At 65.9% G+C, this 23,112-nt stretch carries 25 protein-coding genes; 15 read left to right on the top strand and 10 right to left on the bottom strand.

All coding sequences use genetic code 11. The features are described 5' to 3' along the window. Positions 1-2 precede the first annotated feature (2 nt). Genes EJP67_RS19800 through EJP67_RS19785 form a run of 4 tightly spaced genes read left to right on the top strand, consistent with a single transcriptional unit; the run spans position 3 to position 4,693 of the window. Positions 3-719, top strand: a complete 717-nt coding sequence (locus EJP67_RS19800) for a DUF3348 domain-containing protein (RefSeq protein ID WP_126023406.1) — start codon at positions 3-5, stop codon at positions 717-719. Next, positions 716-3,349, top strand: coding sequence for a DUF802 domain-containing protein (locus EJP67_RS19795; protein WP_126023405.1), 2,634 nt, complete (start codon positions 716-718; stop codon positions 3,347-3,349). The genes EJP67_RS19800 and EJP67_RS19795 overlap by 4 nt, the downstream gene beginning before the upstream one ends. Beyond that, positions 3,346-4,002: an OmpA family protein gene (locus tag EJP67_RS19790; protein ID WP_418122129.1), complete on the top strand. Its 657-nt coding sequence runs from the start codon at positions 3,346-3,348 to the stop codon at positions 4,000-4,002. Before EJP67_RS19795 ends, EJP67_RS19790 begins: the two co-directional genes overlap by 4 nt. Further along, the gene (locus tag EJP67_RS19785; RefSeq protein WP_126023404.1) at positions 3,995-4,693 is read left to right on the top strand and encodes a DUF2894 domain-containing protein; all 699 of its coding nucleotides are present in this window, start codon (positions 3,995-3,997) and stop codon (positions 4,691-4,693) included. Before EJP67_RS19790 ends, EJP67_RS19785 begins: the two co-directional genes overlap by 8 nt. Here the strand turns inward: EJP67_RS19785 and EJP67_RS19780 are convergent. The 4 genes from EJP67_RS19780 to EJP67_RS19765 form a co-directional block, all read right to left on the bottom strand. After that, positions 4,690-5,247: a C40 family peptidase gene (locus tag EJP67_RS19780; RefSeq protein WP_206169530.1), complete on the bottom strand. Its 558-nt coding sequence runs from the start codon at positions 5,245-5,247 to the stop codon at positions 4,690-4,692. The genes EJP67_RS19785 and EJP67_RS19780 overlap by 4 nt on opposite strands. A gap of 134 nt (positions 5,248-5,381) precedes the next feature. Then, positions 5,382-5,669, bottom strand: coding sequence for an HU family DNA-binding protein (locus tag EJP67_RS19775; protein ID WP_125946996.1), 288 nt, complete (start codon positions 5,667-5,669; stop codon positions 5,382-5,384). Positions 5,670-5,866: 197 nt separating this feature from the next. Then, on the bottom strand, positions 5,867-6,136 hold the full coding sequence (locus EJP67_RS19770) for a hypothetical protein (protein WP_240650710.1): 270 nt from the start codon (positions 6,134-6,136) through the stop codon (positions 5,867-5,869). Positions 6,137-6,236: 100 nt separating this feature from the next. Continuing rightward, entirely contained in the window at positions 6,237-6,863 is a 627-nt protein-coding gene (locus EJP67_RS19765; protein ID WP_126023403.1) for a DUF938 domain-containing protein, read from the bottom strand. 202 nt (positions 6,864-7,065) lie between these two features. Here EJP67_RS19765 and map point away from each other — a divergent pair, with 202 nt between their 5' ends. Then, a complete protein-coding gene (gene map / locus EJP67_RS19760) occupies positions 7,066-7,812 on the top strand; it encodes a type I methionyl aminopeptidase (protein WP_126023402.1) in 747 nt (248 codons plus the stop codon). A gap of 58 nt (positions 7,813-7,870) precedes the next feature. Here the strand turns inward: map and EJP67_RS19755 are convergent, their stop codons facing one another. From EJP67_RS19755 to EJP67_RS19740, 4 genes are all read right to left on the bottom strand, one after another. Next, entirely contained in the window at positions 7,871-8,686 is an 816-nt protein-coding gene (locus tag EJP67_RS19755) for a class I SAM-dependent methyltransferase (RefSeq protein WP_126023401.1), read from the bottom strand. A 225-nt stretch (positions 8,687-8,911) separates the two neighbouring features. Further along, positions 8,912-9,727, bottom strand: a complete 816-nt coding sequence (locus EJP67_RS19750; RefSeq protein WP_126023400.1) for an ABC transporter permease — start codon at positions 9,725-9,727, stop codon at positions 8,912-8,914. Between the two features lie 4 nt (positions 9,728-9,731). Further along, positions 9,732-10,580, bottom strand: a complete 849-nt coding sequence (locus tag EJP67_RS19745) for an ABC transporter permease (protein WP_126023399.1) — start codon at positions 10,578-10,580, stop codon at positions 9,732-9,734. A gap of 115 nt (positions 10,581-10,695) precedes the next feature. Further along, positions 10,696-11,724: an ABC transporter substrate-binding protein gene (locus EJP67_RS19740; RefSeq protein WP_126023398.1), complete on the bottom strand. Its 1,029-nt coding sequence runs from the start codon at positions 11,722-11,724 to the stop codon at positions 10,696-10,698. Between the two features lie 314 nt (positions 11,725-12,038). Here EJP67_RS19740 and EJP67_RS19735 point away from each other — a divergent pair, with 314 nt between their 5' ends. The 4 genes from EJP67_RS19735 (at position 12,039) to argE (ending at position 15,361) form a co-directional block, all read left to right on the top strand. Continuing rightward, a complete protein-coding gene (locus EJP67_RS19735) occupies positions 12,039-12,452 on the top strand; it encodes a RidA family protein (RefSeq protein WP_126023397.1) in 414 nt (137 codons plus the stop codon). A 5-nt stretch (positions 12,453-12,457) separates the two neighbouring features. Continuing rightward, entirely contained in the window at positions 12,458-13,132 is a 675-nt protein-coding gene (locus EJP67_RS19730) for a DUF1028 domain-containing protein (RefSeq protein ID WP_126023396.1), read from the top strand. A 67-nt stretch (positions 13,133-13,199) separates the two neighbouring features. Then, on the top strand, positions 13,200-14,192 hold the full coding sequence (locus EJP67_RS19725; protein WP_126023395.1) for a LysR family transcriptional regulator: 993 nt from the start codon (positions 13,200-13,202) through the stop codon (positions 14,190-14,192). Further along, the gene (gene argE, locus EJP67_RS19720) at positions 14,189-15,361 is read left to right on the top strand and encodes an acetylornithine deacetylase (protein ID WP_126023394.1); all 1,173 of its coding nucleotides are present in this window, start codon (positions 14,189-14,191) and stop codon (positions 15,359-15,361) included. Before EJP67_RS19725 ends, argE begins: the two co-directional genes overlap by 4 nt. A 122-nt stretch (positions 15,362-15,483) precedes the next feature. Here argE and EJP67_RS19715 read toward each other — a convergent pair whose 3' ends face one another. Beyond that, positions 15,484-16,743 carry a flavin-containing monooxygenase gene (locus EJP67_RS19715; protein ID WP_126023393.1) on the bottom strand — a complete coding sequence of 420 codons (1,260 nt, stop codon included), beginning with the start codon at positions 16,741-16,743 and terminating at the stop codon, positions 15,484-15,486. 270 nt (positions 16,744-17,013) lie between these two features. On the opposite strand from EJP67_RS19715, the gene EJP67_RS19710 reads away from it, so the two are divergent. From EJP67_RS19710 to EJP67_RS19690, 5 genes are read left to right on the top strand one after another with little or no spacing between them, the layout of a single operon-like run. Continuing rightward, a complete protein-coding gene (locus tag EJP67_RS19710; RefSeq protein WP_126023392.1) occupies positions 17,014-18,162 on the top strand; it encodes an ABC transporter ATP-binding protein in 1,149 nt (382 codons plus the stop codon). Beyond that, a complete protein-coding gene (locus EJP67_RS19705) occupies positions 18,159-19,190 on the top strand; it encodes an NAD(P)H-quinone oxidoreductase (protein ID WP_240650709.1) in 1,032 nt (343 codons plus the stop codon). The genes EJP67_RS19710 and EJP67_RS19705 overlap by 4 nt, the downstream gene beginning before the upstream one ends. A gap of 5 nt (positions 19,191-19,195) precedes the next feature. Further along, positions 19,196-19,810 (top strand): glutathione S-transferase, encoded by a 615-nt coding sequence (locus tag EJP67_RS19700; RefSeq protein ID WP_126023391.1) that lies wholly within the window; start codon positions 19,196-19,198, stop codon positions 19,808-19,810. Between the two features lie 11 nt (positions 19,811-19,821). Next, positions 19,822-20,310 (top strand): type II 3-dehydroquinate dehydratase, encoded by a 489-nt coding sequence (locus EJP67_RS19695; RefSeq protein WP_126023390.1) that lies wholly within the window; start codon positions 19,822-19,824, stop codon positions 20,308-20,310. Beyond that, on the top strand, positions 20,307-21,263 hold the full coding sequence (locus EJP67_RS19690; protein WP_420824276.1) for a 2-hydroxyacid dehydrogenase: 957 nt from the start codon (positions 20,307-20,309) through the stop codon (positions 21,261-21,263). The genes EJP67_RS19695 and EJP67_RS19690 overlap by 4 nt, the downstream gene beginning before the upstream one ends. Before the next feature lie 64 nt (positions 21,264-21,327). Here EJP67_RS19690 and EJP67_RS19685 read toward each other — a convergent pair whose 3' ends face one another. Then, entirely contained in the window at positions 21,328-21,546 is a 219-nt protein-coding gene (locus EJP67_RS19685) for a hypothetical protein (protein ID WP_126023388.1), read from the bottom strand. Positions 21,547-21,961: 415 nt separating this feature from the next. Between EJP67_RS19685 and EJP67_RS19680 the strand changes: the two genes are divergently transcribed. Beyond that, entirely contained in the window at positions 21,962-23,050 is a 1,089-nt protein-coding gene (locus EJP67_RS19680) for a DUF262 domain-containing protein (RefSeq protein WP_206169529.1), read from the top strand. The last annotated feature ends 62 nt before the right edge of the window (positions 23,051-23,112 follow it).

Here is a 23,112-nt window from a genome sequence, read left to right as displayed (position 1 = left end):
TTATGGGGCAAGTTTTCAAGCGCTCAGGTTTCAACGGCTCGGCGCTCATTCGCTTGCTTTCCCGACTGGCCGAGGCTGACGTCCGCGAACCCGCAAACCCCACCGCCGACCGGCTGAGCCAGTGGTTCGGCTGGACCGACGCCATCTCGCTTTCAGCCGCGCTCGACGGCACGCCCGCAACGGCGCAGGCCAGCATTCGCGCTCCCCGCAACACCGAAGAAAGCGAATGCAACCGCGTGAAAAGCGCGCTGGCCAGCGCCATCGTCGAAGACAACACCTTCGGCGCCGGCAAGGACGCCACTTCGGACTTCGCCCCCTACCGCCGCCGCTACCTCGCCCGGCAGCAGGCCATGGAAGCCGGCGTGGGCTCGCTGCGCAGCAGGCTGCGCTCGGCCATGGCTGCCAGGTCGCCTGCCATGGCGCGGCTGGCCTCGGTCGACGTGGTGATGGCGCAGGTGCTGGAAGCGCGCGAGCACAGCCTGCTTTCGGCCGTGCCGGGGCTGCTGGAGCGGCATTTCGAGCGCCTGCGCAAAGCGGGCGAAGCGCCGGCAGCGGAAGAAGCGCAAACGCCGGACACCGCCGCCCCGCCCCCCGACGCATGGCTGGACGTGTTCCGCAAGGACGCGCAGGACGTGCTGCTCGCCGAACTTGATTTTCGATTCCAACCGGTCGAAGGGCTGCTCGATGCCCTTCGCGCCCAGGCCACCAGGACCCCATGACCCGATTCCTTCAATACGCTGTGTTTGCCGCCGGCCTGGCCGTCGTCGGCTGGGTGGGCGCCGGATACATCGGCACCAACACGCTGGCGCTGGCCGTCACCTTGATCGTCGGCGCCTTCTACATCATGGGCGCGCTGGAGCTGCACCGCTTCCAGCAGGCGACCTCCACGCTGACCGGGGCCGTCTCCGGCCTGTCCGCCCCGCCCGACAACCTGGGCGCGTGGCTCGACCGCCTGCATCCCTCGCTGCGCAACGCCGTGCGCCTGCGCATCGAGGGCGAGCGCGTGGGCCTGCCCGGCCCGGCGCTGACGCCGTATCTCGCCGGCTTCCTGGTGCTGCTGGGCATGCTGGGCACCTTCGTCGGCATGGTGGTCACGCTCCGGGGCACCGGCATCGCGCTCGAAAGCTCGACCGACCTGCAGACCATCCGCGATTCGCTCTCGGCCCCCGTCAAGGGACTCGGCCTGGCTTTCGGCACCTCGGTGGCCGGCGTGGCCGCATCGGCCATGCTGGGCCTGGCCTCGGCCCTGAGCCGCCGCGAAAGGCTGCAGGCCGCGCAACTGCTCGACACGAAGATCGCCACCGTGCTGCGCGTCTTCTCGCAGACGCACCAGCGCGACGAATCCTTCAAGCTGCTGCAGCAGCAGGCTCACGCCATGCCCGAGCTGGTCGGCCAGCTGCAGGCCATGATGCTGGCGATGGAACGCCAGAGCCAGGCGCTGCACGAGCGCCTCGTCGCCGGCCAGGACAGCTTCCACAGCAAGGCCGAAGCCGTCTACGGCAACCTCGCCGCTTCCGTCGACCAGTCGCTGAAGCACAGCCTGACCGAGAGCGCGCGCGTCGCGGGCGCGGCGATCCAGCCCGTGGTCGAAGCCACCATGGCCGGCATCGCACGCGAAACCGTCGCGCTGCACGACACCATTTCGAAGACGGTGCAGCAGCAGCTCGACGGCCTCTCCGGCCGCTTCGAGGCCACCACCGCCCACGTGGCCGACACCTGGAAGAGCGCGCTCGCGGAGCATCAGCGCGCCAGCGAAACGCTGGCCGGTGACATGCGCGGCTCGCACGACCAGTTCGCCCAGAGCTTCGAGCAGCGCTCGACCGCGCTCGTGGACGCCGTGTCCGCCCGCCTCGAAAGCGCCGTCGGCAAGGTCTCCAGCACCTGGGACAGCGCCCTGGCCCGGCATCAGCAGGTCAGCGAGAAGCTCTCCGGCGATGCGCATCAGGCCCTGTCGACCGCTGCGGCCGCCTTCGAACGGCACTCCGCATCGCTGCTTCAATCCGTCGATCAATCGCACGCGAAGTTGCAGGCCGAACTGGCATCGCGCGACGAACAGCGCCTTGCCGCCTGGACCCAATCGCTCACCGCCATGGCCGCATCGCTGCAGCAGGAATGGCAGCAGGCCGGCACGCACAGCGCAGGCCAGCAGCAGCAGCTTCTCGACGCCATGACGCAGACCGCGCGCGACATGACGGCGCAGACCGAAGCGCACGCCAAGAACACCATCGCCGAAATCGCGAAGCTGCTGCAGGCGGCGGCCGAAGCACCGCGCGCCGCTGCCGAGATCGTGTCGCAGATGACGCTGCGCGACGAACAGCGCCTCTCGGCGTGGACGCAGTCGCTCGCGGACATGACCGCGTCGCTGCGCCAGGAGTGGCAACAGACCAGCGAGCACAACGCGAGCCAGCAGCAACAGCTGCTCGACACCATGGCGCAGACCGCTCGCGAGATGTCGGCCCAGCACGAAGCGCACGCGAAGAACACCATTGCCGAGATCGCGCAACTGCTGCAGGCGGCGGCCGAAGCACCGCGCGCCGCTGCCGAGATCGTGTCGCAGATGACATCGCGCGACGAACAGCGCCTCTCGGCCTGGACGCAGTCGCTCACCGACATGGCCGCATCGTTGCGCCAGGAATGGCAGCAGGCCGGCGAGCACAGCGCGAGCCAACAGAAGCAGCTGGTCGACACCATGGCGCAGACCGCGCGCGACATGTCGGCCCAGTCCGAAGCGCATGCGAAGAGCACCGTCACCGAAATCGCCCAACTGCTGCAGGCCGCAGCGGAAGCGCCGCGCGCCGCGGCCGAAGTGATCACCGAGCTGCGCCAGAAGCTCGCCGACGGCATGGCCCGCGACAACGCGATGCTGGAAGAGCGCAGCCGCATCCTCGAAACGCTCTCCACCCTGCTCGACGCGGTGAACCACGCCTCGACCGAGCAGCGCACCGCCATCGACACGCTGGTGTCGGCGTCGGCCGAGATGCTGGAGCGCGTGGGCAGCCGCTTCACCGAAAGGGCCGATGCCGAGTCCGAGAAGATGGCCTCCGTTGCCGCGCAGATCACCGGCAGCGCCGTCGAGGTGGCCAGCCTGGGCGAGGCCTTCGGCCTTGCGGTGCAGCTCTTCAGCCAGTCGAACGACAAGCTCGCGGGCCATCTGCAGCGCATCGAAGGCGCGCTGGGCAAGTCCATCGCGCGCAGCGACGAGCAGCTGGCCTACTACGTCGCGCAGGCGCGCGAGGTGATCGACCTGAGCATCATGTCGCAGAAGCAGATCGTCGAAGACATGCAGCAGATCGCCAACCGGCAGCAGCAACTGCAGCATCAGCCAGCGCCCGCGGACAGCGAAGCATGATCCGCGACGACATCGAGGCCGGCTTCGACGAACCGGGCGTGCCCGTGTGGGCCGTGTTCGGCGACCTCATGGCCGGCCTGCTCGGCGCCTTCGTGCTGATACTGGTGTGCGCGATCGGCATGCAGCTCGAACTCGCATCGAAGCTGGAAACCGAAGTCAGGCAACGGCAGGCCGAAGCCAAGCGCCTGCAGACGCTCGAGCAGGCCCTGGCCGCACCGCTCGCGGCGGGCCGAGTGACCCTGAACAACGGCCGCATCGGCATCAGCGGCAACGTGCTCTTCGCCTTCAACTCCGCCGAGCTGCAGCCCGAAGGCCGTCAACTGCTCAAGAGCCTTGCGTCCCCGCTGACCAGCTACCTCAAGTCGCGCGACGAGATCCTGATGGTGAGCGGCTTCACCGACGACCGGCAGATGCGCGACAACGCACGCCAGTTCGCCGACAACTGGGAGCTCTCGGCCCAGCGCGCGCTCACCGTGACGCGCGCGCTGATCGAGTCCGGCGTTCCGTCGTCGTCGATCTTCGCGGCTGCGTTCGGCTCCGAGCAGCCCGTCGCATCGAATGCCGACGCCGACGGCCGGTCGAAGAACCGGCGCGTGGAAATGGCGCCCACGCCGCGCCCCTCCAGCAGCGCGAACGCGAAGCCCCGTGACTGAGGCCGAAGGCAGCGAAGCCGCACGCGACATCGGCGCGATGGTCGCTGCCGCCCTCGCGCGAGGCGAACAGCGCTTCGACCCCGTGCGCTTCCGCTTCATCGAAGCGATGGCAAAGCGTGCCACTGCGCACGGCGGGGAGGCGCGGCGCATGCTGGACGACAAGGTGGCGACGCTTCTTGCGGCCTATGACGAAGATAGGACGAAGGCGCAGCCCACAAGCACCGTGGAGCAGGAAGCCGCTGCAGAGCCCAGTCCATTCGCGGAACTCGCCGAACACATCGCGCGCCATGCACCGATGCCCGGCAATGCCCCGGCTGCACCTGCTGCTGCAGCGAAGGCCGGAGCCGCCACCAAGGCCTCTGCTGCGCCTCCCGCGCCCGAACTCAAATCGATCCGCTACTTCCAGAGCACCTGGTCCAAGCTCAGCGCCGACCGGCGCCTGACGCAGTCGCTGTCGAAGGTGCCCGAGAACGCGGGCCCGCTCAACTCGCACCACCTCGTGCACCGTTCGCTCACGCTGATGCACAACCTGTCGCCGGAATACCTCAACCGGTTCATGGCGTATGTCGATGCGCTGTCGTGGGTCGATCAGCTGAACGCCGGCAGTGGCGCTGCTGCAGCCGCACCAGCGAGCGCGACAGGCTCACGCGGCGAGCCCGCGAAGAAGAGCAGCAGAAGCAAGTCCGGCTAGGGCCTGCGCGCCTGCACCGTCTGGCGCGACCAGTACACGCCGTCGAGCCGATCCAGCCGCACCACACCACCAGTCGAAGGCGCATGCACGAAGCGGCCGCCGCCCACATAGATGCCCGCATGCGAGGGTGTGGACGAGCCGAAGAGCACGAGATCGCCGGTGCGAAGCTCCGACACCGGCACCGGGCTGCCGAAGCCCGTCATGCGCGCCACCGTCCTGGGCGGCGATTCGCCCACGCTGTTGAGATACACGTAGCCGATGAGGCCGCTGCAGTCGAAGCCGCCGTCTGGCGTGTTGCCGCCGTAGCGGTACGGCGTGCCCACCAAGCCCAGCGCGTGGATCGCGATGCTGTTCGATTGCTCGGGCGTCAGCGAACTGCTGACCGCAGGCCCTGTCGCACCGCCCTGCCGCGGCCCCGAGGGGCCAGCGCAGCCCACGATGAGAAGACAGAACCCGATGGAAGAGAGAAGACGCAGCAGCCAGCGCTGCAATGCGGAGGAGGAAGAAGAAAAAGATGTCGGCGTTGTCGGCACAGCAGGCGCGTGGTCGTGCATGTCGGAGGGCTGGGCTTGTGAACGTGCACAAACTCTAGCGCGGAATGCCGCTGTTTCCTGAAGATGCCGGCCCTCCGCGGCCCGCACTGCTGCGCGGGCGCCACGGAGGGAAAGAGCGAAGGAAGACGGAAGGCTTACTCGGCCGCGGGCGCGTTGACCGCGTCCTTCAGCGCCTTGCCGGCGGTAAACTTGGGAGCCTTGCTGGCCTTGATGGTCATCTTCTCGCCCGTCGAGGGGTTGCGCCCTTCACGCTCGGGGCGGCTGGCAACGGCGAAAGTGCCGAAGCCGATCAGTTGCACCGTGTCGCCCTTTGCCAGGGCGCGCGACAGGTTGTCGATGGCGGAGTCGAGCGCGCGAGCGGCATCGGCCTTGCTGAGGTTGGTGTCCGTGGCGATGGCGGCGATGAGGTCGGTCTTGTTCAAAACGGATGTTCTTTCTTGCTTGGATCAAACGGTGGAAAAAAACGGTGGCGCGAATGCGCACCGGGCTTGAATGTAATCGCGCTCGCGGGAAGCGATGGAGCGCCCATGCGTTTCAAAAGTGAAACATCGTGATCGATGCACGGGGGTGGGCGAAACTTCGGCAGCTGTTGGCAAAGCAGACAGCCACCAATTGCCCGTCAGATCTCGCTGCTCTTCTTGCTGCGTCTCCGCCGATACAGCCAGTTGCCGATGAGTCCACCGACGACAACACAAAGGGCCTGCACGAGCAGCGCAATCATGAAGGCATCGGAGAGGTCGTACTCGCTGCGCGCCATGTTCATCTCGTACCAATGGCCCATCGCGACGAGCATGAAATTGGAGACGAGCCCAAGCAGCAATCCACCGCCGGCAATGAAAAGAAATCGAAGCCCTGCGTGCATGGCACGCGCCTGCGTAAACGTCGACACTGAATCCTCCCTGAAATTGTTGGGGCATTGTTCACTCTTCCGAGGCCTCAATCACAGATCAAGCAGGCTACCCGACTCCCAGGAATTGCCAGTGAAGCATTCAAGGCCGACCGAACACCAGCAGCAGATTGTTCGCAGGCATCACATGCCTCTCCCGCAACACAAGCCCCACCCGCTGCGCCTGCGCAGCCACGTCCTCGATACGCCGTATCCCCCACGCAGCATTGCGCCCACGCAAGTCCTCATCGAAGGCCAGATTGCTCGGCGCCGCCGCCACTTCATCCTCGAAGTAAGGCCCATACGTGACCAGCACCCCGCCAGGACGCAGGTGTCGCGCAGCCCCTTGCATCAGGCCGACGCACGCGGCCCAGGGCGCGATGTGGATCATGTTCGCGCAGTAGATCGCATCGAACTTCTCATCTCCTTCAGCGAAGGCGAAACCCTGCGATGGCCATCGGGGTGCCGTCACGTCAAGCAGAAGCGGCGCGCGAAGGTTGGGCAACGCGGCCTGCTCGATTCGGGCGGCAATCCCAGGCAACGCGCGCGCATCGGCATCAGTAGGCTGCCAGGTCCATCCACTCAACGCCGTGGCGAACCAGACGGCATGCTGGCCCGTACCGGATGCGATCTCCAGCATGGCGCCCTGTTCGCCGAGGATGCCGCTCAGTGCATCGAGGATGGGCTGCTTGTTGCGTTCGGCGGCGGGGCTGTGGGGAAGGTCGGGCATTTGGGAAGGCACCTGAACGGGGGTGGATGGGAGCGAGTACGCCACAGCAAGAATATTCGAATGACTGGCGAAGATGCCCGGAAATTCGATGCGGCATATAACAATGCACTCCGGTCGCCCCGCTCCATCGCATCGACAGGCCCCTGCCCGGCGGGCCATCCATCATCAGCCCGCGCCCATCTTTCACAAGGACCCGACAGACATGACCATCGAAACACAAGACGACGTCATCGCCCTCAAGCGCATCGGCCGCATCGTTTCGCTGACGCTGCAGCGGATGCTCGACGCGGCAGAACCCGGCATGACCACGCGCGAGCTCGACCTGATCGGCCAGCGGCTGCTGGAGGAGCACGGTGCGCGGTCTGCGCCGAAGCTCACGTACAACTTTCCGGGCTCGACCTGCATCAGCATCAACGAAGAGGCCGCGCACGGCATTCCCGGTGACCGCATCATTCGCGCTGGCGACGTGCTGAACGTCGACGTGTCGGCCGAACTCGGCGGCTACTTCGCCGACACCGGCGGAACCACCGTGGTGCCGCCCACCAATCCGCAGAAAACGCGCCTGTGCCACGCCACCCGCACTGCGCTGGCCGAAGCGATGAAGACCGCCAGGGCCGGGCAGCCGATCAATCGTATCGGCGCCGCCATCGAGCGCACCGCAAAGGCCTACGGCTTCAAGATCATCGAGAACCTCGCGAGCCACGGCGTCGGCCGCGCGCTGCACGAGGAGCCCGAGCACATTCCCGGCTACTTCGACCCTTCGGACACGCGCACGCTGCACGAAGGCATGGTCATCACCATCGAGCCCTTCCTGTCGACCAAGAGCCGCATCGTCACCGAGGCTTCCGATGGATGGACGCTTGCGGGCGTCAAAGGCAACCTGTCGGCGCAGTACGAGCACACGATGATCATCACCAAGGGCGCGCCCATCGTCGTCACGACGCATTGATGGGTTGATCGGCGGGCTCCGCGCTGAAGACAGCGCCCTCGCCTTCCGCCCTGCCCCGCTACCCCGCCGCCACGATCACATGCGCCTGGATCTTGCCGGCCACCGGGCCTTCGCCATGCCGGCTGGCAATGACCTGCGCCGCCCGGTCCGTCGCCGCCTGGAGCGCATCGGCATCGCGCGCCTCGATCTCGTTGCGCAGCGGCGTTCCCTGGCAATAGGCGGTGGCAACGTCGCGCGCCGAGGGTGAGCGGCTCGTCTTCTCGCGCGTCTCGATCTCGATGCTGGTGAAGCCCGCGCGGCTCACGTCGCTGCGGATCAGCGCGATGTCGTGATAGCCATGCGGCGTGCGGGCCAGGAAGCGCGGAGGATCTTGCGGAAAGATCTCCGCGACGGCGCTGGTGACCTCGTCGGCAAAGGCGTTGTCCTCGATGCGGTCCCACACGGTGAACACGAAGCGCCCGCCCGGCCTCAGCACGCGGCGCGCCTCGGCATAGCCGGCGGTGCGGTCGGGGAAGAACATCGCGCCGAACTGGCAGAAGACGACATCGAACGAGGCGTCTTCGAACGGCAGCTTGAGCGCGTCGGCCTGCTGCCATTCGATGTTGATGCTGCTGCTGCCCTGACGGGTGGCGGCGTAGTCGAGCATGGGCTGGTTGAGGTCGGTCACCACGTAGCGCGTGCCAGCGCGTAGCCTGGGCGCAAGCGCCCGCGTGACCACGCCGCTGCCGGCAGCTGTCTCGAGCACCGCGCCTGGAGAGAACCCCGCGACCAGCTCGGCCGTGTCGGCGGCATAGGCCTCGAAGATCAACGGGACCATGAGCGTGTCGTAGAGCTTGGGGATCGAGCCTGCGAAGAGCTTGTCGCTTTCGGTCATGGGGTGGCTCCTTGAAAGCTGGGGCTGGACACTGCCCTCGAACGCCCTTGGGTGCCCTGTTCGAGTTACCCCACAGCTCAGGCGTGAGCCGCACGGCCTCGAAAGGCGCGCCGCCGTATCGGGTATTGGCGGCGCTGCGCCATGGTGGCCCTGTTCGCAGGCCCAGTCAACGCCGCGGCCTGGAGCGCACGCGACGGCGTCCGGCCGCGTGCGCAAGGGCCTCCGTCACTCTTCGATGTTCAGGATCTTGCCCAGGCCGAGGAAGTAGTTGGCCAGGGCCAGCACGGTGGCCGTGACTGCGATGTAGACCACCGACAGCGCCGCCAGCGTCGGGTCTGCGAACTCGCGCACGTAGTTGTACATGGCCACGGGCAGTGTCTGCGTGTCCTGCGTGGTCACGAACAGCGAAGCCGTGAACTCGCTGAAGGACATGATGGCCGCGAAAAGCCAGCCGCCGAAAAGCCCCGGCGCCAGCAGCGGCACCGTCACGGTCAGCAGCACCTTGAGCGGCGATGCGCCCAGGCTGGCCGCGGCCTGCTCCAGGCGCTCGTCCAGGTTCTCCATCGACACGTAGACGCTGCGCATCACGAATGGCAGCACCAGCATCACGTGGCACAGGATGGCAATGCCCCAGCCGCGCTGCACAGATGCCTGCGACACCAGGATCAGCAGCCCCAGCCCCAGCGTGAAGTGCGGCACCACCAGCGGCGAATGCAGGATGGCCAGCAGGGTCTGCTTGCCCTTGAACTCCATCCGCTTCGCTGCGATGGCCAGGCAGGTGCCGATCACCAGCGCCAGGAACGACGACCAGCCCGTGACGACCAGGCTGGCCTTGAAGCCATGCTGGAAGTCGGGGTAGCTGAACACCCGCGCGAACCATTGGAGCGAATACGACTCGGGCGGGAAACTCAGGATGGCCTTCTCGTTGAACGCGGCGATGGTGACCACCACCACCGGCAGCAGCACGAAGCCCAGCAACACGGCGATCAGCAGGGGGCCGGCAATACGCAGCGGAAGCGGCAGGGCGCTCTGGATCTTCATGGTTTCAGTGCCCTCCGACGGCCTTCAGCCGCTTGGTCAATTGGCCCAGGGCAAGCAGCGCAGCCGCCGTCAGCAGCAGGCCGACCACGCTCAGGCTCGCGGCCAGCGGGAAATTCATCGACGAGAAGCCGAGCTGGTAGACCAGCGTGGACACCGTCGGCACGCGGCCGCCGCCGATCATCTGCGGCGTGGCGAAGGCGCTGAAGGTCCATGCAAAGGCCGTGGTGATGCTCGCCAGGATGCCGGGCATGGACAGCGGCAGCGTGACCGTGAGGAAGGTCTTGACCGGGCCCGCGCCCAGGCTCTGCGCAGCCTTCTCGTAGTCTCGGTCGATGTGGGAGATGGCGGTGGCGAGCATCAGCACCACCACCGGAATGGTCACGTGCACCAGCGCCACGAGCACGCCCAGGTGCGTGAACATGAGTTCCAGCGGCCACTCGATCAGGCCCAGACGGCGCAGCACGCCGTTGATGAAGCCGTTGCTGCCCAGCACCGCGATCCAGGAGTAGGTGCGCACGATCTCGCCCAGGAACAGCGGCGTGATCGACACCACGAGGATGAAGGACTTGAGCGCGCGGTTGCGCACGCGCACCAGCGCGTAGGCCAGCGGATAGGCTGCCAGCAGCGAGAACACCGTCGTCTCCACGCTCAGCAGCAGGGTGTTGGCGAACGCGGAGAGGTAGATCGACTTGGTCAGTCCGCTGAAGTTCTCCAGCGTGAGACCGCCCACGTCCAGCGAGCCGGGCACGAAGGCACGGAAGCTGAACTGCAGCACGGCCAGCAGCGACACGGCGATGCCCGCCGCAACAATGACGGCCGGAGACACCAGCCAGGCCCGTAGATCGGAACGCATTCCTGCCCTTCCCAACAACATCAACAACTTCTTCTTCAGATGCTCGATCGTCGCGGGGAGACCGGCGCGGCACTGGCCGCGCCGGTCTCCCCGGCTTGCATGACCCCGCGGGGGATCAGTTCATGATGTTCTCGGTGAACCACTTGCGCCATTCGGCGGTCTTCTCGGCGCGAAGCTTGTTGTCGATCACGATGGCCTGGGTGTCCCACTGCGCCTTGGTGGTGAACACGCCGGGCAGCTTGGCGTCCTCGGCCGAGACCTTCGCGTTGGTGACGACCGGGCTGGCCTTCTTGGAGGCGACGATCTTCGACTGCACGTCGGCCGACAGCGCGATGTTCAGGAACTTGTAGGCCAGGTCGGCCTTGGTCGTGCCCTTCATGATGGCCATCGTGTCCACGCCGAGCACCGCGCCTTCCTTGGGCATCACGACCTTGATCGGCACGCCCTGGCTGGCCATGTGGTACGCGTTCATCGACAGGATCACCTCCACGGGCGTCTCGCCGGTGGCGATCAGCTGCTGTGCGTTGGCGTCGTTGGTGTAGAAGGCCTTGAAGTTGGGCTTGAGCGCCTTGAGCTTTTCCTGGCCCTTCTCCCAGGTGGCCGCATCGCCGCCCGAGAGCATGGCCGACACCGCGATGATGTGGCTCGGGTCGAAGTCGGGCGCGCTGAGCTTGCCCTTGAGCGCCGGGTTCCACAGGTCGTTCCAGCTTTCGAGCTTGATGCTGGCGGGCACCAGGTCGGGGCGGTAGCCGATGGAGTAGACGTACGCCCAGCTGCCAATGTGGTACGGGCTGATTTTGGCGCGGTCCACCAGGTTGGCGTAGTTCGGGATCTTGGCGGTGTCGATCTGCTCGAACAGGTTGCTGTTCACATACAGCCAGCCCACGTGCGAGGTGGTGAAGGTGATGTCGCTCTCGGGTTTGGAAGCCAGCTTGGCCTTGTTCAGGCGATCGATGGTGCCGCCCGTCACGTACTTCACGGGCACGCCGGTCTGGCGGGTGAATTCCTTGCCGATGTTGTCGTCGATGAGGTCACGGAAGCTGCCGCCCCAGGTGCTCACCACGAGCGCGTTGTCCTGTGCCCAGGCGGTGGTGCCGCCCAGCGCGGCGGAGAGCGCGCACAAAGTCAGAAGCTTGCGAATCATTGATTGAACCTCGATCGTAAAAGTTGAACATCTGCCGGTACTGCGGCTGCAGGTGCCCTGAAACACCTGCAACACACCTTCTGCGTGTGCAGCACCTGCATCACGGGGCCGGATCATAGGAATGGCTTACCGCCTCGGCCTAATCGCCTTTTACGTACAGGTGGCTCAAATTTTCCGAGGGCCCCGGCGCGCGTGCCGCTCGGAAATTCCTAAACGGTCGCACGGAAAAAACAAATGGCGCCAGCGGCCATCGGCAACGACCATGCCGGTCCCGGCGCCATCGGCGTCTCATGCCCCCCAGCCCTGCAGCGACCATGAAGCACACCCGCATCCGTCCTTTCAACACCAAGGTCACCTACCCGGAACAGAAGCTGGACAACGACCTCTGCCAGGCCGTCGTCGCGCGCGGCCGCACCGTGTTCCTGCGCGGACAGATCGGCCAGAACCTGGAAACCTCCGAGAGCGTGTGCATCGGCGACGTCGCCGGGCAGGCCGAGCAGGCCATGTCCAACATCGCGATGCTGCTGGAGGAAGCCGGTGGCGAGCTGCAGGACATCTGCAAGGTCACCATCTACATCATCGACCCGCGCTACCGCGAGGCCGTCTACCTCGTGGTCGGCCGCTGGCTCAAGGGCGTGTTCCCGGTGTCCACGGGCATCGTGGTCTCGGCCCTGGCCCGGCCGGAGTGGCTGGTGGAGATCGACGCCACCGCCGTCATTCCCGACTGAACGCCATGACCTTCTCCATCGTTGCGCGCTGTCCCGCCACCGGCCAGTTCGGTGCGGCCGTGGCCTCTTCTTCGCCTGCCGTGGCGTCGCGCTGCGTGCGCGGCCGCCGGGGCGTGGGCGCCGCCGCCAGCCAGAACATCACCGACCCCGACCTGGGCCCGCTGCTGCTCGACCTGATGGCCGCCGGCAACACGCCCGCGCAGGCCGTGGCGCAGCTGCAGCAGCAGCGGCCCTTCATCGACTACCGCCAGCTCATGGCCATCGACGCGCACAACCCGCCGGTGGTGTTCACCGGCGCCAACGCGCTGGGTACCCTGGCAAGCGTGGTGGGCACGCACGCGGCCTGCGCCGGCAACATGCTGCACAGCCGCGAGGTGCCGTCGGCCATGCTGGCGGCCTTCGAGAAAGCCGAGGGCGCGCTGGCGGAGCGACTGATGCAGGCCATGCTCGCCGGCCAGGCGGCCGGCGGCGAGGAAGGCCCCGTGCATTCAGCGGGATTGCTGGTCTACGGCACGCAGAACTGGCCCGTGGTCGACCTGCGGCTGGACTGGGTCGAATCCGACCCCGTGCAGGCGCTGTACGCCACCTGGAAGATCTACGCGCCGCAGCAGGAGGCCTACATCACGCGGGCGCTGGACCCGCGCGCAGCCCCCAGCTTCGGTGTGCCCGGCAATCTCTGACGCAGGGGTATCGCTAAACTGGCGCGCTCGCTTACGCGCCGCGCGTGGCGCGCCTTCCTGTACCGACATGCTCAACCGCGTCTCCCTGCGCCAGATGGAGTACTTCGTCGCGACGGCCAAGCACGGCAGCATCGCCGCGGCCTCCGCGCAGATCCACATCTCCTCCCCTTCGATCTCCGCGGCCATCGCCCACATCGAGAGCGAACTCAACGTCCAGCTGTTCGTGCGCCACCCCTCCAAGGGGCTGGGGCTCACGGCCATCGGCACGCTGGTGCTGAACCAGTGCCAGGACGTGCTCGAACGCTCCTCGCGCCTGTACGAGATCGCCTCGGATTCCGGCGACGTGATGCAGGGCCCGCTGCGCGTGGGCACCTTCCAGTCGCTCACGGCCATGATCGCGCCGGAGGTCATCTTCCGCTTCGCGCGTGCCTTCGAGCGCGTCGAGATGCAGATGGTGGAGGGCGACCAGGAAGTGCTCATGAACAAGCTGCGGTCGCTCGAGATCGACGTGGCCCTGACGTATGACCTGCGCCTGGACGACGACATCGAGTTCGAGAGCCTGGCCACGCTGCCGCCCTACGTGCTGGTGAGCGAACTGCATCCGCTCGCGCAGCAGAAGGCCGTCACCTTCGAGGAGCTCGCCCCGCAGCCCTTCGTGCTGCTCGACCTGCCCATGAGCCGCGACTACTTCACCTCGCTGTTCGCCAGCGTGGGCCTCGCGCCCAACATCGCGGCGCGTTCGCGTTCGGAAGAGGTGGTGCGCTCCATGGCCGCCAACGGCATCGGCTATGCGCTGTTCAACGTGCGGCCCAAGTCCAACCTTTCACTGGACGGCAAGCGGCTGGTGCGTGTGCGCCTGGCCGGCAAGCACCGCCCCATGCTCCTGGGGCTGGCCACCTACAAGCCGATGAAGCAGTCGCGGCTGACCCAGGCCTTCATGGACCGCTGCCGCGCCTACATCTCCGACCAGTACATCCCGGGCATGAGCGCAGCCAGCTTCTTCGATCCCCATCCCGTGGCGCCGGAAGCGTCCGAGGCGCCACCTGCGCAAAAACCATGACCCATGAACCTTCCGCCAGCGTCCGCCTGCTGGAAACGCTGATCGCCTTTCCCTCCGTCTCCCTTCAGCCCAACGACGGACTCATCGCCGCGGTGCAAAAGATCCTGTCGGCCGCCGGCATCGCCTCCACCCGCGCGCCAGACCCCGAGGACCCGCGCCGCACCAACCTGTTCGCCTCCGTCGGCCCCGAGGGCGTGCCCGGTGTGCTGCTGTCGGGCCATACCGACGTGGTGCCCGTGGAAGGCCAGCCCTGGACCTCGCCGCCTTTCGAGGCCACGCACAGGGACGGCCGCATCTACGGGCGCGGCGCGGCCGACATGAAGGGCTTCGTCGCCTGCGCGGTCACCGCCATGGTGGCGGCTGCGGGGCGGCCGCTGAGAAGGCCGCTGCAACTTGCTCTGTCCTTCGACGAGGAGATCGGCTGCGTCGGCGTGCGCCATCTGCTGCGCCGGCTCGAAGGCCACCTGCCGGCGCCCTACCTGTGCATCGTCGGCGAGCCCACACTGATGCGCATCGGCACCGGCCACAAGGGCAAGGCCGCCTACCGCGCGGTCTGCTGCGGCGAGGCCGGGCACTCGGGCCTGGCGCCGCAGTTCGTCAATGCCATCCACATGGCCAGCGACCTCGTGGCCTCGGCGCGCGAGGTGCAGCGCGAGCTGGCCGAGAGCGGCCCACGCGAAGAAGGCTACGGCGTGCCCTACTCCACCGTGCACGTCGGCACCATCCAGGGCGGGCGCGCGCTCAACATCGTGCCCAGCGAGTGCACGCTGAACTTCGAGATCCGCAACGTCGCGCAGGACGAACCGGCGCAGATCCTCGAACGCATCCTGCAGAACCTGGCCGCGCGTGTGAAGCGCGAGGCCCAGCATGCCGATGCACCGCTGCCCGAGGTCACGCTGCAGAACAGCTACCCCAGCCTGTCGACACCGGAAGATGCGCCGGCCATCGGCCTCCTGCGCGGGCTGCTGCCCGAGGGCACGCCCACCACCAAGGTCGACTACGGCAGCGAGGGCGGCCTGTTCCAGCAGAGCTGGCAGCAGACGCCCGTGCTGGTGTGCGGACCCGGCAGCATCACCGTGGCGCACAAGGCCGACGAATACGTGGAGCTGTCGCAGCTGCAGGCCTGCGACCGCATGCTGGCCGGGCTCATCGACTTCCTCTGCCGCTGACTGGATAGATCAGCCCGGCCGCACGATGCTGCGGCCCACGGCGCGCATCGAATGAAGAAGGCCGCCGGATCGCAGGACCCGGCGGCCTTCTCATTGATGCAACACTTATGCAGCCCGCGCGATCAGCTCTTCTCGTAGGACATGTAGCCCTGCTGCAAAAGGATGTGGTCGGCGATGTACTTGGCGTCGTGCCACACGCCATAGATGAACGACGAGGCGCGGTTCACCAGGTTCGGCAGCCCCAGGAAGTAGATGCCGCTTTCGGCCGAGATGCCGCGCTTGTGATACGGCTCGCCGTTCTCGTGGAAGGCATTGACCTGCAGCCAGCTGTAGTCGAACTTGAAGCCCGTGGCCCATAGCACGGTGGTGATGCCGGCCTCGCGCAGGTCCAGGCTCAGCGTGGGCTCTGTCAGGCAGGCGGGGTCGGGCAGAAGCTCCCAGGCCTCGGGCTCGGGCGGAAACGGCAGGCCGTTCTGCTCGATGTACGCGTCAGCTTCGCGCAGCACGTCGAAGTACGCCTGGTCGCCCTCCGCCACGTTCCGGGCCAGGCCTTCGGCGAAGCGCATCACGCCGCCCTCGTAGGACTCGGTCAGGCCCACCAGTTCGATGCCCGCGTGCGCAAGGCGCCGGAAGTCCACCGTGCGGCCGCCCTCGTAGCCGCTCACGGCAAAGGCCACGTGCTTCTTCTTGGGCTTGATGCGCACCTCGTCCCACAGGCCGAGCGCGCCCAGCCACCAGCAGTAGTCGCGCCCACGGTAGGCGCGCGGCGGGCGGTAATGCTCGCCCACCGAGAGATACACCTTGCGGCCAGCCTGGCGCAGTTCTTCCGCGATCTGCGAGCCCGAAGCGCCCGCCCCCACCACCAACACGGCACCATCGGCCAGCTGACCCGGGTTCTTGTAGGCCGACGAATGCAGCTGCGCGACCGGCGCATCGGCCGGCACGATGGAGGGATAGGCCGGAATCTGGAACGGCCCGGTGGCCGCGACCACGTTCATCGCCTCGATCACGCCCTGCGAAGTCGTCACCTTGAAACCCGGGCGGCCGACATGGCGCTCGACGCGCTGCACCTCCACGCCGGTGCGCACGGGTGCCTTCAGCATGGCCGCATAGTCCTCGAAGTACTGCGCCATGCGCTCCTTGGGCGGAAAGGCTTCGGGCGAGATGCCTTCGAACTTCAGCCCCGGAAAGCGGTCGTGCCAGGCCGGGCCGTTGGCGACCAGCGAATCCCAGCGCTCCGAGCGCCAGCGCTCCGCGATGCGATTGCGTTCGAGCACGAGGTGCGGAACACCCATGGCCGCCAGATGCTCGCTCATCGCGATGCCGGCCTGGCCTGCGCCGACCACGAGGGTGTTGATTTTCTCCACTGACTCCACTGACATTTGATGTTCCTCAGGATGATCGGCGCCGGCGCTTTCGGCCGGGCGGGCCGGCACTGCCATGCACCGATTGGGGGGCGAGTCTGATGAAGGGCACCGCGTTTGAAAATCATGTTTTTCAGACGCAAGGCTTAGGAAAAAGCGAAGCGCGGCCGCCACGCTGCGAAGGCGCTGCGCTCACGCTGTAGAGATCGCCTGTTTCGTTTTTTCCGAGGGGCGGCCTCAATATCTGCAAAGGCCCGATGGCAGCCGATGGGCTTATCGTTTCGGCCCATGAATCCTGTCCCTTCCGAGCTCGGCCCTGCTGCCGCAAATGTGGCCAATGTGTCCGACGTGGCCGTCAGCATCGAAGGCGTGGTCAAGAAGTACCACGACCAGACCGTGCTGCGCGATGTCTCGCTGAAGATCCGGCGCGGCGAGTTCCTCACCCTGCTGGGGCCTTCGGGCTGCGGCAAGACCACGCTGCTGAACCTCATCGCAGGCTTTGCCGAGGCCGACAGCGGCGAGGTCTTCATCGAAGGCCGACCCGTCACCAGCGACCCGCCGCACCTGCGCAAGATCGGCCTCGTGTTCCAGAACTACGCGCTGTTTCCGCACATGACGGTGGAGCGCAACATCGGCTACGGCCTGCGCATGCAGGGCGTGCCCACGGACGAAGCCGCCAGGCGCATTCGCGATGCCATGGCCATGGTCAAGCTCGACGGCCTGGGCCACCGCAAGCCGCGCGAACTCTCGGGCGGCCAGCAGCAGCGCGTGGCACTGGCGCGCGCGCTCGTCATCCAGCCCAAGGTGCTGCTGCTCGACGAACCCTTCTCGGCCCTGGACAAGAGCCTGCGCGGCTCCATGCAGGTGGAGATCCGCGAGATCCAGCGCCGCCTGGGCCTGACCACCGTGTTCGTCACGCACGACCAGGGCGAGGCGCTGGCCATGTCCGACCGTATCGCGGTGATGTCGGCGGGCGTGATCCGCCAGATCGCGCCGCCGGCCGAGCTCTACCAGAGCCCGCAGGACCCGTTCGTCGCGTCCTTCCTCGGCGACGTGAACATCCTGCCGGCCCACTACCACGGCAAGGGCGCGGGCGACGTGCAGCTGCGCCTGGGCTCGGGGCTCATCAGCCTGTCCCAGGACCGGCTGGTGCATGCCTCGCATGAAGGCGAGCGGCTCGACGTCTACGTGCGGCCCGAGCACCTGCGGCTGGAGAACCTGCACCCGGCCTCGGTGCTCAGCGGCACCGTGGTCAACCATGTGTTCCAGGGCGACCACATCAACACCTTCGTCGACGTCGATCTGCCGATAACGGCACGCCAGATCGTCACCGTGCGCAGCCCGGGCCTCACAGCCATGCGGCAGTGGCCGATCGGCTCGGTCGCGGGACTGGCGCTGGCCCCTGAAGGCGTGAGCGTCTTCAGCCCGCAGCCATGAGCGCCGTGAGTGCCATGACTGAAGCGGTGACCGAAGCTCTGCCCTCTACCATGCAGGCCATCGTGGCCCGCGAACCGGGCGATGCCAGCGTGCTGGTGCTGACCGAGCGGCCCGTGCCGCAATCCGGCCCCGGCGAGGTGCTGCTGCGCGTGCTGGCCGCCGGCATCAACCGGCCCGACATCATGCAGCGCCAGGGCATCGCCAAGCCTGCGCCCGGCGTCACCGACGTGCTGGGCCTCGAAGTCTGCGGCGAGGTCGTCGCCTGCGGACCGGGCGTCGACCCTGCACTGCGCGGCACGCGGCGCATGGCGCTCGTGCCCGGCGGCGGCTATGCGCCCTGGTGCGTGGCCGCGGTGGACCATTCGTTCGCAGTGCCCGCCCGCCTGTCCGACGCCGAGGCCGCGGCCTTGCCTGAAGGACTGTTCACCGTCTGGCACAACCTCTTCGAGCTGGGCCGGCTGGCCATGGGCGAGACCGTGCTGATCCACGGCGCCACGGGCGGCATCGGCTCGCTCGCGGTGCAGATGGCGCATGCGGCCGGCTGCACCGTCATCGCGACCGCGAGCGACGAGGCCTGCTTCGCAGAGCTGAAAGCCATGGGCGCCGACCTCGCAATCTGCTGGCCCACCACCGACTTCGTGCAGGCCTGCATGGACTTCAGCGGCGGGCGCGGCGTGGACGTAGTGCTCGACATCGTCGGCGGCGACTACGTGCGCCGCAACCTGCAGGCCATGGCCTTCGGCGGCCGGCACGTGAGCCTTTCTTTCATGCAGGGGTCCGCCGTCACGGTGGAGCTGCTCACGCTGATGCAACGACAGCTGAGCCTGCATTCCTCCACCATGCGCCCGCAGACCCATGCCGAGAAGACGCGCATGGCCCACGCCATCGCGCGCCATGTGCTGCCGCTGCTCGCCAGCGGACGCATCGCGCCGCGCCTGCATGCGCGGCTGCCGCTGGCCCAGGCCGCGCAAGCCCACGCGCTGCTGGAGAGCGGCCAGGTGTTCGGCAAACTCGTCCTGGAGCCTTGAGCATCATGCGACTGCTGTATGCCCCCACCTCGCCCTTCGTGCGCAAGGTCATGGTCTGCGCCCACCTGAGCGGCCAGGCCGAACGCATCGAGTGGCTCGACAGCGCCGCGCATCCGGTGCGCCGCGACAGCCGCATCGCGGCACACAACCCGCTGGCCAAGGTGCCCACGCTGATCCTGGACGACGGCGAGTCGCTCTACGACAGCCGCGTGATCTGCGAATACATCGACAGCCTGGGCAGCGCCGGCATCTTTCCTCCGGCCGGCCCCGCGCGCTGGAAGGCGCTCACCCGACAGTCCATGGGCGACGGCCTGCTCGACGCCGCGCTGCTTGCGCGCTACGAACTCACCGCACGGCCCACCGAAATGCAGTGGCCCGTCTGGCGGCAGGCGCTGCTGACCAAGGTCACGGCCTGCCTGGGCACCATCGAGGCCATCGCGCCGGAGCTGGCAACGGCCGACCCCACCATTGGCGAAGTCGCCATCGGCTGCGGCCTCGGCTACCTCGACTTCCGTTTTCCCGAACTGGACTGGCGCGCCAGCCATCCAGCCGCAACGCGCTGGTATGCCGAGTTCGCGCAGCTGCCCGCCATGCAGGCCACCCTTCCCCACGAAGCCTGAGAGCACCCACCATGAGCAACACCACCACGCTCCCTCCCCTCACGGTCTGGTTCCTCAACGGGCCCAACGCCAATCTCTACGGCCTGGATGCCAACAAGACCTACGGCAGCGACAGCTTTCCGGTGCTGCAGTCGCGCTGCGAGCAGAAGGCAGCGTCGCTGGGCGTGAGCTTGCGCTTTCTGCAGAGCAACCACGAAGGCCAGCTGATCGACTGGATCCAGGAGGCGCGCGGCGTGGCCGACGGCATCGTCATCAACGCGGCCGGGCTCACCTACACATCGATCGCCATACTCGACGCACTGCTGGCCTTCCCCGGCAAGATCATCGAAGCCCACATGAGCAACATCTGGAAGCGCGAGCCTTTCCGCCACCACTCCTTCATCTCCAAGGCGGCCCATGGCGTGATCGCGGGCCTGGGCGGCGACGGCTACGAGTTCGCCATCGAGGCCGTGGCACGGCTGGTTCGCAGCGCCAGCGAACAGCAGCAGAAGAGCGCCTGAAGATGGCACAGCAGCAGCGCCTCGGCACCCTGGTCTTCTACAGCGACTTCGACGATTTCGGCGCCTGGCAGAAGGCACTGCGGGCGCAACTGCCCGACCTGCAGGTGGTCCACTCCAGCGCCCTCGAGCGGCCCGAGGACGTGCACTACGCGATGGTGTGGAAGCCGCCCGAGGGCTTCTTCCAGCAGATGCCGAACCTGCGGCTCATCGTCAACCTGGGCGCCGGCGTCGACGCGCTGGTCTCGCGCAGCGACCTGCCGGCCGGCATCCCCATCACGCGCATCACCGATCCGAACATGTCTCGCATGATGGCCGGCTACGTGCTGTTCGCCGTGCTGCGCCATGCGCGCGACATTCCCCACTTCGAGCAGGCCCAACGGCGCGGCGAATGGGCCTACCGCCACCCGCGCTCGCCCGAGGAAATCACGGTGGCCGTGCTCGGCCTGGGCCATCTCGGCGCCATGGCCGCGACCGAAGTGCAGCGCCAGGGCTTCAGAACGCTAGGCTGGTCGCGCAGCCAGCGGCTGATCGAAGGCGTGGAATGCTTCTCGGGCATGGAGACGCTGGACACCGTGCTCGGCCAGGCCGACATCGTCGTGCTGATGCTGCCGCTCACGCCGCACACCAAAGGCCTTTTCGACCGCGCACGGCTGGAGCGCCTGCGGCCCGGCGCCGCCTTCGTGAACGTGGCCCGCGGGGCGTTGGTCGATCAGGCGGCGCTGACTGCGCTGCTTCAGAGCGGGCACATCGGTAGCGCGACGCTGGATGTGTTCGAGCGCGAGCCGCTACCGGCCGGTGATCCGCTGTGGGGCATGCCGCAGGTGCTGATTACGCCGCATCTGGCTTCGGTTGCCATTCCATCCTCGTCTGCGCGGCAGATTGCGGCGAATATCCTGCGTGTGGCGGATGGGGAGGAGCCTACGGATGTGGTTGATCCGGGGCGGGGGTATTGAGGGTTTGCGTTGAGAGGGCCGGCAGAGTTGGCGTGCCCTGCTCAACGTCGTGAAGCGGAAGGGCCTAGCGCGAAGGCCCCTGGAAGAAGAAGCGCTTAGTGGCCATCATCCGCACGTTCTTCGTCGAGTTGACCGACGGGGTGTGCAGCACGCGCAAGTCCATCAGGAACACATCGCCTGCGCGGCCGGACATTGCGATGATTTCGATGCCCAGTTGATGGAGATCGCTCTTCAGGTCGCCGGGGGTCTTCAGCACTTCGCGCAGTCGTGAGGATGTGGGCATTCCCTGTGCGCCGATGCGACGCGAGCCGACCGTCCCAGCGTTGTGCCGCCTCCTGGGGCTACATCGTCGATGAGGAAGAAGGCCCGGATTCCGGGTAATGAGCCTTTGCGGTTCGCGGCGATGTCGACGTGCCAGTTCAGGTTTTCGAGGGTCGAAGTGCCTTGTTGGGTGGGGATAGGAGCAGTTGTGTGTCCTGAATTGCTGACGGAGGGCGGCCCGGATAGACGAGTGATGCAGTCGATCAACTCGGGCGTGGACAGCGCTTTGCGCCGGTAACCGAGCGGCATCAGGCCCGAGGCTTCTCAGCTGTAGTTCTCATGCCTCGACCTGTCGAATTCCCCGTTGCGTGACAAAAACGAAAGCGCAAAGATCATAGATACAGCGTGTTACGCTGCCAAGACTCACAGGAGATCAAGTGGCCCCCCCAACGAAAGTAAGTAAAGAAGCCGAAATCACGAAGGTGTTTAACGCCGCGCAGGACCGTCTTGTCCTTCAGGCTTCCGACATGTCCTTGGAGACTGTCGCAGCAATGGTAGAAAAAGGCGCGATCGACACTCAGCCGAAATATCAGCGCCGCGAGCGTTGGAGCGCAAAGAGACAATCCGCACTTATTGAGTCTTTTCTACTCAACATTCCTATCCCGCCAGTCTACCTTGCCGAAGAAGCGTACGGGAAATACACCGTTATCGATGGGAAGCAAAGACTATCGACAATTACGCGCTTCATGCGCGATGATTTATCTCTTTGCGAATTAGAAAAATTTAAAGCCCTAGAAGGCCTTAAATTTAGGGAGCTACCAAACGAACCGCGAAATGCATTGGAAATCCGACCATACGTGCGGGTCATTACACTTCTCAAACAATCAGATCCTGAATTGAAATATGAAGTCTTCGAGCGCCTGAACACAGGCGGAGAAGCATTGTTTCCACAGGAAATACGAAATGCAGCATTTCGCGGATCACTGAATGATGCGATTATGAAGCTTTCTGAAACTCCATTCCTTAGACAACAATTAAAAATATCTAAGGATAACGAGCCCGCCTATCTTCAAATGCAGGATGTTGAATACGTTCTCCGCTTTCTTACAATGAAAGCAAATTGGGAAGATTTTTCCGGCGATTATCGGCGCTCAATGGATAAATTTATGGAAGAGAATCGCGACATCGCCGGATCGCAACTAGAAGTTATAAAAAAGAGCTTTTCCGTTTCTCTTGCTCGATGCCAAGCATTCTGGGGAACAAATGCATTCAAAAGATATGAAGGCGGAGTTTTCAGAAATCAATTCCTCGCGGGGATGTACGATGCTCAAATGGTGGCGGTTTCGCAGCTCCCTCCCACTAAAGCCAATAAGCTGAGCCTAAAAACCCAAATCATTCATCGAGAAACAAAAAAACTCTTCGAGGAAGGACAATTTGAATCCTGGGTTAGATCTGGAACCAATACGAAGTCCAGTGTCGAAGGCCGCATAAAAGCGATCAAAAACATGCTCGAAAAAATTGCGTAGGCTCTGAATGTCAGCCGCCCGCGAATACCTTTTGGGTCGTATAGAGGCTATTGGGAGCATAT

It is taken from the genome of Variovorax guangxiensis, assembly GCF_003952165.1.
GTDB classification, from domain to species: Bacteria; Pseudomonadota; Gammaproteobacteria; order Burkholderiales; family Burkholderiaceae_C; genus Variovorax; species Variovorax guangxiensis.
The sequence above is the reverse complement of the archived record's forward strand: the minus strand, read 5'-3'. Positions and strand labels throughout refer to the sequence as shown.

Excerpts from the sequence above, each read along its gene's own strand:
- EJP67_RS19765 (WP_126023403.1), bottom strand. The coding sequence starts at position 6,863 with ATGCCCGACCTTCCCCACAGCCCCGCCGCCGAACGCAACAAGCAGCCC.
- EJP67_RS19795 (WP_126023405.1), top strand. The coding sequence starts at position 716 with ATGACCCGATTCCTTCAATACGCTGTGTTTGCCGCCGGCCTGGCCGTC.
- EJP67_RS19725 (WP_126023395.1), top strand. The coding sequence starts at position 13,200 with ATGCTCAACCGCGTCTCCCTGCGCCAGATGGAGTACTTCGTCGCGACG.
- EJP67_RS19685 (WP_126023388.1), bottom strand. The coding sequence starts at position 21,546 with ATGCCCACATCCTCACGACTGCGCGAAGTGCTGAAGACCCCCGGCGAC.
- EJP67_RS19715 (WP_126023393.1), bottom strand. The coding sequence starts at position 16,743 with ATGTCAGTGGAGTCAGTGGAGAAAATCAACACCCTCGTGGTCGGCGCA.
- EJP67_RS19705 (WP_240650709.1), top strand. The coding sequence starts at position 18,159 with ATGAGCGCCGTGAGTGCCATGACTGAAGCGGTGACCGAAGCTCTGCCC.
- map (WP_126023402.1), top strand. The coding sequence starts at position 7,066 with ATGACCATCGAAACACAAGACGACGTCATCGCCCTCAAGCGCATCGGC.
- EJP67_RS19800 (WP_126023406.1), top strand. The coding sequence starts at position 3 with ATGGGGCAAGTTTTCAAGCGCTCAGGTTTCAACGGCTCGGCGCTCATT.
- EJP67_RS19710 (WP_126023392.1), top strand. The coding sequence starts at position 17,014 with ATGAATCCTGTCCCTTCCGAGCTCGGCCCTGCTGCCGCAAATGTGGCC.
- EJP67_RS19695 (WP_126023390.1), top strand. The coding sequence starts at position 19,822 with ATGAGCAACACCACCACGCTCCCTCCCCTCACGGTCTGGTTCCTCAAC.
- EJP67_RS19780 (WP_206169530.1), bottom strand. The coding sequence starts at position 5,247 with ATGCACGACCACGCGCCTGCTGTGCCGACAACGCCGACATCTTTTTCT.
- EJP67_RS19730 (WP_126023396.1), top strand. The coding sequence starts at position 12,458 with ATGACCTTCTCCATCGTTGCGCGCTGTCCCGCCACCGGCCAGTTCGGT.
- EJP67_RS19740 (WP_126023398.1), bottom strand. The coding sequence starts at position 11,724 with ATGATTCGCAAGCTTCTGACTTTGTGCGCGCTCTCCGCCGCGCTGGGC.
- EJP67_RS19755 (WP_126023401.1), bottom strand. The coding sequence starts at position 8,686 with ATGACCGAAAGCGACAAGCTCTTCGCAGGCTCGATCCCCAAGCTCTAC.
- argE (WP_126023394.1), top strand. The coding sequence starts at position 14,189 with ATGACCCATGAACCTTCCGCCAGCGTCCGCCTGCTGGAAACGCTGATC.
- EJP67_RS19700 (WP_126023391.1), top strand. The coding sequence starts at position 19,196 with ATGCGACTGCTGTATGCCCCCACCTCGCCCTTCGTGCGCAAGGTCATG.
- EJP67_RS19790 (WP_418122129.1), top strand. The coding sequence starts at position 3,346 with ATGATCCGCGACGACATCGAGGCCGGCTTCGACGAACCGGGCGTGCCC.
- EJP67_RS19745 (WP_126023399.1), bottom strand. The coding sequence starts at position 10,580 with ATGCGTTCCGATCTACGGGCCTGGCTGGTGTCTCCGGCCGTCATTGTT.
- EJP67_RS19750 (WP_126023400.1), bottom strand. The coding sequence starts at position 9,727 with ATGAAGATCCAGAGCGCCCTGCCGCTTCCGCTGCGTATTGCCGGCCCC.
- EJP67_RS19735 (WP_126023397.1), top strand. The coding sequence starts at position 12,039 with ATGAAGCACACCCGCATCCGTCCTTTCAACACCAAGGTCACCTACCCG.